Source organism: Rhodospirillales bacterium, assembly GCA_016712595.1.
Taxonomy (GTDB): Bacteria; Pseudomonadota; Alphaproteobacteria; order Rhodospirillales; family Defluviicoccaceae; genus Defluviicoccus.
Genome location: JADJQT010000001.1, coordinates 1,081,387 through 1,094,308, shown reverse-complemented (window position 1 = coordinate 1,094,308; position 12,922 = coordinate 1,081,387). Strand labels below are relative to the sequence as shown.

Sequence of the window (12,922 nt, the reverse complement as noted above, 5' to 3'; positions counted from 1 at the left end):
GGTTTCCGCCCGCTTCACGCGTTGCGGCCCCCACGCGCTCCCAGGTCAGGCGAGATGCAACAGCATGATGGCCCCGAACAGCGCGATCGCAACCCCTTGGCAAACGACGCGCGCCTTCATCAAGGTATGCGAATACTTCGCATTGAGTCCGCTGTTAAACGCGAAGGCGATGATGCCGGCGACGAGAATGACCACCGTCGCGAGCATGGCGATACCCAGAAGCACCGGAAGAATACTATTCATATCACCATTTATAATCGACCCATGGCGGCGGGTCACCCGCTAAACGAACGATACGGCTAAAGCGGGACCGCTTCGATGGCTTGATGCAATTCCGCCTCTTATCGAGACCTCGAGCGCCGTGCAGATCAACAGGTCGGTCACCCGGCGCGCGAGACCCGCGAGGTCTCGGGGAAGAGAGCGAAACCTCGCGGGATAAGACGTCTCGGCGGCCGATGGCGAAGCGCGGTCAGCTTCGTGCCGACAGCAGCCCGCGAGCGATGACCTGCGCCTGGATCTCCGCCGCGCCCTCGAACACGCTGAGGATGCGCGAGTCGCACAGGACCCGCGAGATCGGATATTCAAGCGCGTAGCCGTTCCCACCGTGGATCTGCAACGCGTTATCGGCGTTCGACCATGCCACCCGGGCGGCGAGCAGCTTGGCCATGCCGGCCTCGATATCACAGCGGCGATCACTGTCTTTCTGCCGGGCGCTGTCGTAGGTGAGTTGCCGGGCGATCATCGTTTCGACCACCATCCACGCAACCTTGGCAGCGACACGCGGGAACTCGAAGATCGGCCGGCCGAACTGAATCCGTTCCTGACCGTACTTCATTCCAAGTTCCAGGGCGTTCTGGGCAACGCCGACGGCCCGCGCAGCAGTTTGGATGCGGGCGCTTTCGAATGTCGCCATGAGCTGCTTGAAGCCTTGGCCTTCGTGCTGCCCCAGAAGGTTTTTCGCCGGCACGGTGAAGTCGTCAAAGCCGAGTTCGTACTCCTTCATGCCGCGATACCCGAGCACGGCGATCTCGCCGCCGGTCATGCCTTCGGCCGGGAACGGATTGCCGGGCTCGCCGCGTGGCTTTTCGGCAAGGAACATCGACAGACCCTTCCAGTCCTTCGTCGAAGGGTCGGTTCGGGCGAGCAGCGTCATCAAGTCGGTGCGGGCGGCGTGGGTAATCCAGGTCTTGTTTCCGGTAATCTTATAGTCGTCGCCGGATTTCACCGCGCGGGTGCGAAGGCTGCCCAGGTCCGAACCCGTGTTCGGTTCGGTGAACACGGCTGTCGGTAAAATCTCGCCGGACGCCAGCTTGGGCAGCCAATGGTGCTTCTGCTCGTCGGTTCCCCCGAGGCGGATCAATTCGGCGGCGATTTCCGAGCGGGTGCCGAGCGAGCCGACACCAATATAGCCGCGGCTGAGTTCCTCGGTGACAACACACATTGCCATCTTTTCCATCTCGAGGCCGCCGAATTCCTCGGGAATGGTCAGGCCGAAAACACCGAGCTCGGCCATCTCCTGGATGATTTCGATAGGGATGAGTTCGTCGCGCTCGTGCCATCCCTGGGCGAAGGGAATGACCTTCTCTTCGGCGAAGCGGCGGAACTGGTCGCGAACGAGTTCGAGTGTTTCGTCGATGCCAAGATTGCCAAAATTGCCGTCGGCGACCAGCTGGGCGATACGCATCCTGCCGGCACCGGAGTTGCCGCAACTGATCAAGCGGGTGACCGTGGGCGTGCAAAACGCCTGCAGGGCGTCGTCGGTCACGCCCATATCGCGGGGCCGGACGATCTCAACCTGGGTCATCGGAATGCCGCCGGCGATCTGCGAGAGATATTCGCCGAATGCCGTCTGCAAAAGGAGCTGCTCGAGTTCGGTCAGCTGGCCGCCCTCGTCAAGCCGTTCGGACCAGGCCAGCATCTGCTGAAGGCCGGCGACATACGTGGCGAGCCATGCATAACCGTGCGCCGCCGTCTGATTCTGGTCGAGCAGATCGGCGTCGATCCGCCCGCCACGGACGACCATTGCCGAGACGCCCTTACGGGCCTCAACGAGCAGGTGTTGCGCTGCACTCAGTGCATCGCGGCAGGACGGGACGAGGTCTTGAAGCAGTGGATTTGTTTTCTCGGCGACGGCGACGTCCATGGCGTCATTCTCCTCCTGAGTGCGGACGAGGTGAGCGCCGGACTCGTCGCGCTGTTTTTCTGGAACGGGAGGCGCCGTACGGCCGACGCCTCCCGATCTTGTGCTGATCGTTAGCCGATCAGATTACGCACGATGTCGGTCATCGACAGAACGCCGACCGGCACGCCCTTTTCGGTGACAACGAGGCGATGGATCCGCCGCTTCATCATTTCGGAGATGGCGAACGACAGCTTCTCGCCCGCATCAATGGTGGCACACCCTTCGGTCATCACAGAACCGACGGTCAAGCTCCGCGCCTCTTCCATCGTCCGCCCCTGGCGAGCGAGGACAATGTCGGTCTGGGACAGAACGCCCACCGCGCGGTCGTTCTCGATCACCATCAACGCATGGATGTCGTTATCAATCATCACCTTTCCGGCCGCAGCCACGGAATCGGTCCGGGCACACGAGACGATGCCGGCGTGCATGCGATCGCGGACCAGCGTGCCGTCGTCGTGAATCTCCGGCACTTCGAAGACCGTGGCGACATCCGGGAGCGGCGCCGAAACCGGATAGGGATGCCGCGCCTTCGGATCGTGGAGATCGCCCTTCGGCAGGGTCGGGGTGGCGGCGGCAGTCGGCGCCGGCGCGCTCTTGCCCAGGCCAAAATCGGGAGCACCGATCAGGACCGCCATGTTTCCGTGCGGATGCTGGTTGTCATGCATGAGTTGATGCGCCAGTGGCAGTTCTTCGTAGGTGAACGCCCGCGACATGCAGGGATTGAGCTTACCGGCGAGCGCCAGCTCGTTCATCGCATAGCACTGCTCGTCGTTGGCGAAGTGCGACCCCTGGAACCGCTTTTGCCGCATCCAAAGGTAGCGCAGATCGATCGTAGCATTATAGCCGGTTGTGCCAGCGCAGATGACGATCTGACCGCCCGTGTCGCAGACGAACATCGAGGTCGGGATCGTGGACTCGCCCGGATGCTCGAAGACCACCTTGGGGCTCCGCTTCTCTCCCAGCACATCCCAGATCGCGGCGCCGAAGGCGCGAACCCCCTTCAGCCAGCTATTGTAGCCAACCGTGTCCTTCCAGTGCGGCAGCATGCCCCAGTGGTCGAACTTGCGCCGATCGATGCACCCCTTGGCGCCGAGCTTGACGCAATAATCGACCTTGTCGTCGCCAGAAACGACGGCGACCGGAATGGCGCCGGCAGCCTTGGCGATCTGAATGGCCATCGAGCCGAGCCCGCCGGCACCGCCCCAGATCAGCACTGGATCGTCCGGCTGCATCTCGTGTTCCGGCCAGCCATGCAGCATACGCCAAGCAGTCGCGGCGACGAGAACGTAGGAGGCCGCCTCTTCCCAGGTCATGTGCTTCGGCTTCGGCATGCACTGGTGCGCCTGCACACGCGTGAACTGCGCAAAGCTGCCGAAATTGGTCTCGTAACCCCAGATCCGGAACGATGGCGAATACATCGGATCATTGCCGGCTGTTACCCACGGATCATTGCGATCCCAGGTCGCGCAGTGAACAACGACTTCGTCACCGACCTTGACGTTCTTGACATCCTTGCCGACGGCATAAACGATACCCGATGCATCGGATCCGCCAATATGGAAGTCTTCTTTCTCGCCACCTTTCTGCCGCGCCTTGATGACATTGACGGGAATACCGAGAGCAGCCCAGACGTTGTTGTAATTAACGCCGGCGGCCATGACGTAGACGAGAACGTCATCGTCGGCGATTGCCGGGACATCAACCACTTCCTTCTGGAACGATGAGGTCGGTTGGCCGAACCGGTTCTCGCGGATCAACCAGGCGTTCATCTTCGCGGGAACTTCGCCGAGGGGCGGTTGCTCACCGATGTTGTAGAGCTGCTTTTCCATGGTCGTTACCATTCTTGTCCCTCCGCGCCCGGGCAGCGATGCCTGATGATTAAAAAAAATTCCTATTATACCGCTCTTGGTATGCCGCCAACGCGCGCGCGCAGCCTCTTTTCGAGCGCCACTAATCGGATCGCCTCGTTGACAGATGAAGTTGTGTTTTAAACCGTAGCCGCTTTCTTCGCAACGCACAATTTGCTAGCTTGGTTCGCATCTGCGGCTCCGCTGCGATGCGGATTTCTTAAGCAATTTGCTGCGTTCGGGCGGGTTCGCCCGGCGCGTTGGGAGGAACGGGATGGTCGAACAGTTCGCAACCGCAAAACAAGCGGCGCCGAAGCGGCAGGCTCCATGGCTGATCCGGACATACTCGGGTTACGCATCGGCCAAGGAGAGTAACGCGCTCTATCGCAAGAATCTCGCCCGCGGCCAGACGGGACTGTCGATCGCCTTCGATCTTCCGACGCAGACCGGATACGACAGCGACCACGTTCTCGCTAAGGGCGAGGTCGGCAAGGTCGGTGTCCCGGTCTGTCACGTCGGCGACATGGACACGCTTCTCGACGGCATTCCGCTCGACAAGATGAACACGTCGATGACGATCAACGCGCCGGCCGCATGGCTCTTGTCGCTCTACATCGCGACGGCGGAGCGGCACGGCGTCGCCCGCAGCGCGCTATCGGGTACGACGCAGAACGATATCATCAAAGAATACCTGTCGCGCGGCACCTATATCTTTCCGCCCGAACCGTCGATGCGGCTGATTTCCGATGTCATCTCGTTCACCTACAAGGAAGTTCCGAAGTGGAACCCGATCAACGTCTGCTCGTACCATTTGCAGGAGGCGGGCGCGACGCCGGAACAAGAACTGGCCTACGCTCTGGCGACGGCTATCGCCGTGCTCGACGGCGTACGCGCCTCGGGCCAGGTTCCGGCGGACGACTTCCCGCAGGTGGTTGGACGGATCAGCTTCTTTGCAACGCCGGCATCCGGTTCGTCACCGAGCTGTGCAAGATGCGGGCGTTCAACGAGCTTTGGGATGAGATCTGCCTGCAGCGATATGGTGTGCAGGACCCGAAACTGCGCCGCTTCCGCTACGGCGTCCAGGTCAACTCGCTGGGCCTGACGGAGCAGCAGCCGGAAAACAACGTCTATCGCATCCTGCTCGAGATGCTGGCAGTGGTGCTGTCGAAAGACGCCCGCGCCCGCGCCGTCCAGCTTCCCGCTTGGAACGAGGCGCTCGGACTGCCGCGTCCGTGGGACCAGCAATGGTCCTTGCGCCTGCAGCAGATCGTCGCCTTCGAGACCGACCTGGTTGAATTCGGCGACCTCTTCGACGGCTCCCGCGTCATTGCGGAAAAAGTCGAGCAGCTCGCCTATCAGGCGCGCGGCGAACTGGCACGCATCGAGGAGATCGGTGGCGCGGTCGCCGCGGTCGAGACGAGTTACATGAAGCGGCGCCTCGTTGAATCGAATGCCACGCGCCTGGCGGCGATCGAGGCGGGGGACCAGGTGGTTGTCGGCGTGAACATGTTCCGCGAGGCCGAACCTTCGCCGCTGTCGACCGCCGAGGAAAGCATCATGACGGTCGATCCGCGGGCCGAAGCGGAGCAGATCGCCTCCCTCACCGCGTGGCGGTCCGCGCGCGATGCCGCGAGCGTGAAAGCCGCTCTGGCGAATGTCGCCGCTGCCGCAAAAGAAGGCCGCAACATGATGGAACCCTCGATCGCTGCGGCGCACGCGGGGGCAACCACCGGAGAGTGGTCGGGCGCATTGCGAGAAATCTTCGGCGAGTATCGGGCCCCGACGGGCGTCGGGCAGGCGGTGGTCACGTCTGATCTCAGCGGGCTCAAAGGCGTGCGCGCCGGGGTCGACGGTCTTACCGAAAAACTCGGCCGGCGGATCAAGATGTTGGTCGGAAAGCCTGGTCTTGACGGTCATTCGAACGGTGCCGAGCAAATCGCCCTGCGTGCCCGCGACGCCGGCTTCGAGGTCGTCTATGAGGGCATTCGTCTTACGCCCGAGCAGATTGTATCAGCGGCGCTGGAAGAGGGCGTGCACGTCGTCGGCCTGTCGATCCTTTCCGGCTCGCACATCCCCTTGGTGACCGAGATCATGGAACGCATGCGCGCCGCCGATCTCGCCGACGTTCCGGTCGTCGTCGGCGGCATCATTCCGCCCGAGGATGCGGAGCAGCTTCTCGCCACGGGTGTGAGCCGCGTGTACACGCCCAAAGACTTCGACTTGAACGCGATCATGTCCGATATCCTCATGGTTGTTGAGGAAACCGCGCTGCAGGCCGCCTGATCGCCTCGCGATCGGGACAGACGGCACGCAAGGCAGAAAAGCGACGTGGGCGGGATCCGGTTTCGCTGAGATCCCGCCCGAAATGCTTAACCCATGCGCACCCGCCGGACTTTCCAGGGGTGCGCGGCGCCGGGCAGCGGACACAGGCGGGCGAGCAAGAACTAAGCGCTGGCATCTTGCAAAGTCGCCGGACGCGGGTAACGATGCAACGAGCACCCAAGCACAGTCCGAACGAGGCTCCCTCCTGGTGCACGCAATGATCGGCGAACGGGCGCGATGGTGACCATTCGCTTCGTGGATGAGCGGGAACGCAACACGCAGAGCATCGTTCTGCCGGCGGGAACCAGCCGGACAGTGTTGGCAATCGCCAAGGATCATGGTGTGCCAATCCTGTTCAATTGCGAAGCGGGCGCCTGCGGTGCCTGCATTGTTCGCGTCGAACCCCTTACTCGCAGCCCCGTATCGCTAAGCCGAATTGATGCCGATGAGCGCGCAGTGTTGGATGCGATCGGGCGGACAACCGGGCGCCGTGCTGCCGATGGTCCCCGTCGGGCGGATCGTGCGGATTGCGACCGGCTCGCCTGTCGCTGCGTTGTCGGGGACGAGGACATTCTCGTAACCTACCCGGCCGGCTTGGGCGATGGCTGAGTCCGGCGAGTCGGTAGGTGCGCTGAGCGAAGCGCGCGCGGTGCTGCGGCGCGTCTTTGGCTTCGACGGCTTCCGCCCGGGCCAAGAAGAGATCATTCGCGCCATCCTCGCTGGCGAGGACGTGCTTGCCATCATGCCGACCGGTAGCGGCAAATCGCTATGCTACCAGCTGCCGAGCCTAGTGCGGTCCGGATTGACCGTCGTCGTCTCGCCACTGATCGCCTTGATGCGTGATCAGATCGGCCAACTTCGCGCGCTCGGGATCGAAGCCGCGAGCCTGAACTCGGCCAACACCGCATCCGAAAACGCCGACGTTCGCCGCATGCTGCGCCAGCGCAGCCTGCGGCTCCTTTATGCCGCGCCCGAGCGACTGGTACGCTCGGACACGCGCGCCGATCTGCGCGAAGCGGGCACTTCGTTGCTGGCGATTGATGAGGCGCATTGCGTTTCGCAATGGGGTCATGACTTCCGGCCGGAATATCTTGGCCTTGCCAGCGTTCGCGACGCCCTCGGCGGGGTCCAGACCATCGCACTCACCGCGACCGCCGATGCACCCACCCGCGCCGACATCGTCGGCAAGTTGTTCCGGGTGGCTCCCCGGACGTTCATCCGCTCCTTCGACCGGCCCAACCTGCGCCTTGCCATGCAGCCGAAGGCTGACCGCCGCCGTCAGTTGGCGAGCTTCATTTCGGCGCATTCACAACAGAGCGGCATCGTCTATTGCGCCTCGCGCAAGACGACCGAAGCCCTCGCGGCCATTCTGTGTGCCGCCGGTCATCGGGCGATCGCATATCACGCGGGAATGGATTCGGCGACGCGCGCCGCCAACCAGGACCTGTTCCTGCAAGAAGATGGCATCGTCGTTGTCGCCACCGTCGCCTTCGGCATGGGAATTGACAAACCGGATGTCCGCTTCGTCTGTCACGCCGACCTGCCCCAGAGCATTGAGGGCTATTATCAGGAGATCGGGCGAGCCGGGCGCGACGGTCTGCCGGCGGATACCTTGACCCTTTACGGTCTTGATGACTTCCGCTTGCGACGCATGCAGATCGAAGCGAGCGACGCACCCGACGAACGGAAACGGATCGAGCGGGCACGGTTCAACGCGCTCATCGCCTTGTGCGAAGCGCCGCGCTGCCGGCGTCAGACACTGCTGGCGTACTTCGCCGAAACATCCGAGCCGTGCGGCAACTGCGATCTGTGCCTGAACGGCGTCGAGTCCTTCGACGGCACGATCGACGCGCAAAAGGCGATGTCGGCGATCCTGAGGACCGGGGAGCGGTTCGGCACCGAGCATCTCGTCCGGCTGCTCACCGGGGCGGACGATGCGGCGCTGCGCCGCTGGCGGCACGATCTGCTGCCGACGTATGGCGTCGGCCGCGACCGCACCGCCGACGACTGGCGCTCGATCTTCCGCCAGCTCTATGCCGCGGGGCTGATTTCACTCGATATTGCTGAACACGGCTGCTGGCGGATCACCGACGCCGGACGGTGTGTCCTGCGTGGTCAGGAGCGCGTTCTTCTGCGCAAGGACGTACTTCGCGCCAAGCTCCCGGTGCGGGAGCGGACCAGGACCGCGGCCTCCGCCACGATCGTGGCGCCGGAACATGCCGCGCTCCTGGCGTCTCTTAAGGATCTGCGCCGCGAATTCGCCCGTGCTCAGGGACAGCCGGCTTACGTGGTGTTTCCCGACCGGACACTGATCGAGATGGCGTCGTTGCGCCCGTCGTCGGAATCCCAGATGCGCGAGCTCTATGGTATCGGCCAGGCGAAACTGGAACGGTACGGCGCGGCATTTCTATCGGTCATTCGCCGCCACGCGACGCCGGTATCCGACTGACCGGAGCCTTCGCGCGCGCTTTCCCACGGGTGCGGCGATGGAGCGACTTTTCAAGGCGGATCAGTCAGATCGCGGAGCCCCGCTCGCGCGGACCTCGAACGGGTAAGAGCGAAGAACCGTTCGTCGCGTTCAACGGTCCTCGTCAGCATCAAAATGCCTGCAAGCGCGTCACGCCCCCCTGATCAGATCTCTTCACGAATAATTAACGCAAATTAACCTTGGTCTTCGGGGCTGATGACGCTTTGCGTGCCTTTTCCATTTTTGGCGCCTGCTGGCCGATATCAGCGAAATTGCGTCACATTCTTGCGATCAGGTCACGTTGGCTGGGCCGCGTTCTTTGCATAGCGACTTCCTGCTGCACCATGTTAAGGTGACGACCGTTGTGATGATGGGACGATGATCATGCAAGCGCTGAGGGACGAAAGTGCGGCCGACGGGACCCCGGACGCGGCGACAAGCCTGTGGCGCTACAGTATGTCTTTGTGGCGTGCGATCGACCGCGAACGGCTCGAGTTCTTCGATCCTTTCCGCATCGCCCTGCAGATTTCCGCCCGCGCGGCACGGCATCATCCGCCGAGTCTGACGGCGATGATGCACCTCATGCGGTACAACTCCGAGATCATAAACAAGGCATGGTGGGCCAACCACGAGCAGTTGTCTCGCTACGTCCTCGATGAAAGCGAGAAAGGCTGTAGCGCTTTTCTTAATACGCTGTTCGATATGCCGGGAGAAAAGTTTGACGAATTCGCTAACCGGCAAGCGGATGTCATGGACGCAGTGTCAAATTTCAACGATCAGATCGAAAAGGTTCAAGACGTTTTCGGTTTTCACTTCGAATCGCCCAGCTATAAGCTGATCCACGAAACGGATAGCTTTGTAATGTACCAGGTGATGCCTTTGTGGAAAGGTGTTACCGTCCGCGACGATTTGAAGCCGATGCTTCTCGTTCCCCCCTATATGCTCGGCGTACACATTCTCGCATTCCTGCCACACGAGGATAAAAGCTACGCGCATGCTTTCGCCAATGAAGGCATCCCCACCTATGTGCGGGTCGTCAAGGACATCTGGGCAAACGAGAAGGTCCAGACGATGACGCCCGACGACGACTGCCGTCAGACGCGCGAGCTATGCGAAAAACTTGTCGAAAAGCACGGGCAGAAGGTGACGTTGAACGGTACCTGCCAGGGTGGCTACATCTCCTTGATGAATGTTCTGTCAGGCACGCTCAAGGACGTGTGCGATTGCCTGATCACCAACGTTACACCCGTGGACGGCACATTCAGTCAGGCGATCAGCAATGTGCCGCGAATGCAGCACGACTTCATTTTCTCGAAGCTGCCGAATGGCAACATGGTGGCGAACGGCTATCTGCTCAGTCTCGGGATGCGACTGATCGCGATCAACCAGGAAACACCGCTGGTTCAGGTGTTGAACCAAGCGCGCATGGAAGAGAAAAGCGGCATGCATCCTGGCAATACGGCCGCGGCGCTTTTCCGCTATTTGCGTAAGGAGCGGGTCCATCTGCCAGTGGCGATCGCCGAGATGAGTTCGATCAGCTTCGAGCAGCCGATCAGCGAAGATGGCACGTTGCCGATCAGCTTATTTGGCAAGCCATTGAAAATGGGCGACCTCGTCGGTCTCGGCGTGCGCTGGTACCAGAATTACGCGATAAAGGACGGTCTGGTCACCCAGCCGTGCGCAACTGCCGGCAATCGCTTCGTGGAGGCATCCGGCCTGCTGGAGGAAGTTCCGTTTCCCGGTGGGCACGTCGCCATTCTCACCAGCCCCTATGCGAAGAACGCCCCGGTCAACGGTCGGTTTGAGGCCCCAAACGGCAAGGTTTGCCGTGGACCTGTCACGTTCCAACTAGAGGTCTCGAAAGAGGCGAACGTTCTGGCGGCGTGATGCGCGGACGGCAGGCTAGATTATTCTCAACCGATGGCAAGGCGGCCCGCTCAATAAGCGGCGGGACGCCTTCACTACGGTGTGCTTACGCGTCTTCGCCGAGGGCGCGAAACGCGACGGTACGACCAACCAGAAAGCCAACGAACGCGGCGAGTACCGGAAGCATTCCCAGGTGCGCGAGCCAGGCAAAGAATGCAATGGCGGCTGCAAGGCGAAGAGCATAAACAGCCTGCAACATCCAGCGCGGAAGTGAAGCCGCGCGCTCGGGGAGCTGCATAGAGATATAGTAGCCAAACCCGACAATCAAACCAAGTGCGGCATAGGAAAGCACGGCCTCCAGCGAAATCTGCCCAGCGCCGAGGCTGCCTCCCATTGGATCATTTCCCCAGAATAGTTGACGGCGATACTGGCACCCCAGAGATGCCGGCGGGAAGGCTTCCCTCCCCTCCGTTCAGGTAGGGCCGACGACTGTGGAAACTCGCACCGACGCCCACTTAACGATCATGCGCGCGCCCACAGACCCCGTTAATCCAACGCCGTCGTTAATCAGTCGACCGCCAAAATAACGTGAGACGCCTTGATCAGAGCGCAGGCGCGCTGACCAACCTTAAAATCAAGACTATTCGCGCTCTCTTTGGTGACGATCGCAGCGATCGTCTTGCCGCTGCCGAGATCAAGCACAATCTCGCTATTAACCGCCCCGTCTTCGCGATGGGAGACGGTTCCGATCAGCACGTTTCTCGCCGAGGTGCGTCCGATCTGCCCCTCGTGAGCCAGCAACACGAAGCTCGACTTGATCAGCGCATAGACGTCTTTGCCCGGCTCCAAGCCGAGTGACTTGACGCTTTCGTCGGTGATAATGGCAAAGAGCTTCACGCCTTCGCCAACATCCAGAACGATCTCCGCGTTAACGGCGCCGAGCTTAACATCCGCGACCTTGCAAGGCAGCATATTGCGGGCACTGGTGCGCATAAATTGCCTCCATGACAGGACGGGACAGACAGCGCCCCTCCGCGAGCGATACTGACAGCGTGGATATCGTCATTCAACACTCGTCGGACGACGTCGGCCTCGGCACGAACCGGCGACCGGCCTCGGCTGCCCCTCTTCCGACAAGAACACACCCGCCCGCCATTACCCGGTCGCTATCAGGGGAGAATACGGCCGTCGGCGTGTCGACGACGGCTATCGAATTCCTGGCCGTTGTCCAATTCTGCGGTCCACGGCCGCGACGCCACCGACAATGCCAAAGGATATCCGCTGATCGTGCGCACCTCGCCGATAAAACGGTAACCGCGGCGATGCACGGTTTCGATGAAACGCGGTGATTTGGCGTCATCTGCAAGGACTTTTCTAAGATCTCTTACGTATTCCTTAATCATACCTTCTGTAATACACGTATTTGGCCAAATACTATTTAATATAAATTCTTTTCTTAACAGTCTTGATGGATTTTCTACAAATAGACGAAGCAACGAAAATACTTTAGGTGGTAGGAAAACCTCAAGCATACCGTGCCAAAGCTGCTCTTCGTCGAAATCGATTCGGAATGTGTCCTGCCCATCATCATTCCCGGGTTGGGTGAGCGCGGCGATGCTCGCGCGCGTTGCCAGAACATCTTCAAGCGTGATCGGTCGGCAGACGCATGCCGCGCTGCGACTTGTGCTTCCCTGCTCACGGGCGCTTCCCTGCTCACGCACCTCCGGCGGTCGCGCCCCGTCGCGCAAGAGTCGCGTTCCCCCGCGAAATAAACGCACACGCTCACCACAGTGGATCCGACTTCGTTCAAAAGCCGTCATGCCGTAGCCCCTTGCTCCCCGAAAACCCTATCGAAGTTAAATCGCTTCAAGCCTTGATGAGCGAGTTCCGCTTCCGCGCGAGCACTTCCGCGCCCTATCGAACAATCGATCACGTCACAGCGCAGTCACAAATATAGGATATTAATCATTATATATAGGCGTTAACAACCCTCTCCAGTACAGAAATCCGTTTATGCCGGTCGCTGCCCGACGAATGCGTCGATTCATCGGATTATCGAACGCGTCTCGCCGCCCGACGAACCACTCGTCACACCCTCGACACCCCGTTTATATGCCCCAAATGGCGGATTGCCGTTGTCGAGAGCAAAGGATTTTTTTGTGACATCGCGCTGGATATGACATCGCGCTGAAAATTATTGCCGCGCGCTTGATCCACCAAAAAACCACGGAAACCCCA

At 61.0% G+C, this 12,922-nt stretch carries 9 protein-coding genes and 1 pseudogene; 4 read left to right on the top strand and 6 right to left on the bottom strand.

Annotated elements, in window-relative coordinates:
* Positions 1–45 precede the first annotated feature (45 nt).
* From IPK66_04960 to ccrA, 3 genes are all read right to left on the bottom strand, one after another.
* Positions 46–243, bottom strand: a complete 198-nt coding sequence (locus IPK66_04960; GenBank protein ID MBK8174640.1) for an HIG1 domain-containing protein — start codon at positions 241–243, stop codon at positions 46–48.
* A gap of 226 nt (positions 244–469) precedes the next feature.
* Positions 470–2,143, bottom strand: a complete 1,674-nt coding sequence (locus tag IPK66_04955; protein ID MBK8174639.1) for an acyl-CoA/acyl-ACP dehydrogenase — start codon at positions 2,141–2,143, stop codon at positions 470–472.
* 110 nt (positions 2,144–2,253) lie between these two features.
* Positions 2,254–4,011, bottom strand: a complete 1,758-nt coding sequence (ccrA, locus tag IPK66_04950; GenBank protein ID MBK8174638.1) for a crotonyl-CoA carboxylase/reductase — start codon at positions 4,009–4,011, stop codon at positions 2,254–2,256.
* 292 nt (positions 4,012–4,303) lie between these two features.
* Between ccrA and IPK66_04945 the strand changes: the two are divergent.
* The 4 genes and pseudogenes from IPK66_04945 (at position 4,304) to IPK66_04930 (ending at position 10,705) form a co-directional block, all read left to right on the top strand.
* A pseudogene (locus IPK66_04945) lies at positions 4,304–6,312 on the top strand (protein meaA).
* Positions 6,313–6,588: 276 nt separating this feature from the next.
* Positions 6,589–6,960, top strand: coding sequence for a (2Fe-2S)-binding protein (locus IPK66_04940; GenBank protein MBK8174637.1), 372 nt, complete (start codon positions 6,589–6,591; stop codon positions 6,958–6,960).
* Complete coding sequence (gene recQ / locus IPK66_04935; protein ID MBK8174636.1) at positions 6,953–8,800, top strand: DNA helicase RecQ; 1,848 nt, start codon at positions 6,953–6,955, stop codon at positions 8,798–8,800. The genes IPK66_04940 and recQ overlap by 8 nt, the downstream gene beginning before the upstream one ends.
* 402 nt (positions 8,801–9,202) lie before the next feature.
* Entirely contained in the window at positions 9,203–10,705 is a 1,503-nt protein-coding gene (locus IPK66_04930) for a hypothetical protein (GenBank protein ID MBK8174635.1), read from the top strand.
* Between the two features lie 85 nt (positions 10,706–10,790).
* Here IPK66_04930 and IPK66_04925 read toward each other — a convergent pair whose 3' ends face one another.
* From IPK66_04925 to IPK66_04915, 3 genes are all read right to left on the bottom strand, one after another.
* A complete protein-coding gene (locus IPK66_04925; GenBank protein MBK8174634.1) occupies positions 10,791–11,078 on the bottom strand; it encodes a hypothetical protein in 288 nt (95 codons plus the stop codon).
* A gap of 173 nt (positions 11,079–11,251) precedes the next feature.
* On the bottom strand, positions 11,252–11,677 hold the full coding sequence (locus tag IPK66_04920) for a TOBE domain-containing protein (GenBank protein ID MBK8174633.1): 426 nt from the start codon (positions 11,675–11,677) through the stop codon (positions 11,252–11,254).
* A gap of 176 nt (positions 11,678–11,853) precedes the next feature.
* Positions 11,854–12,432: a winged helix-turn-helix transcriptional regulator gene (locus IPK66_04915; GenBank protein ID MBK8174632.1), complete on the bottom strand. Its 579-nt coding sequence runs from the start codon at positions 12,430–12,432 to the stop codon at positions 11,854–11,856.
* Between the last annotated feature and the right edge of the window lie 490 nt (positions 12,433–12,922).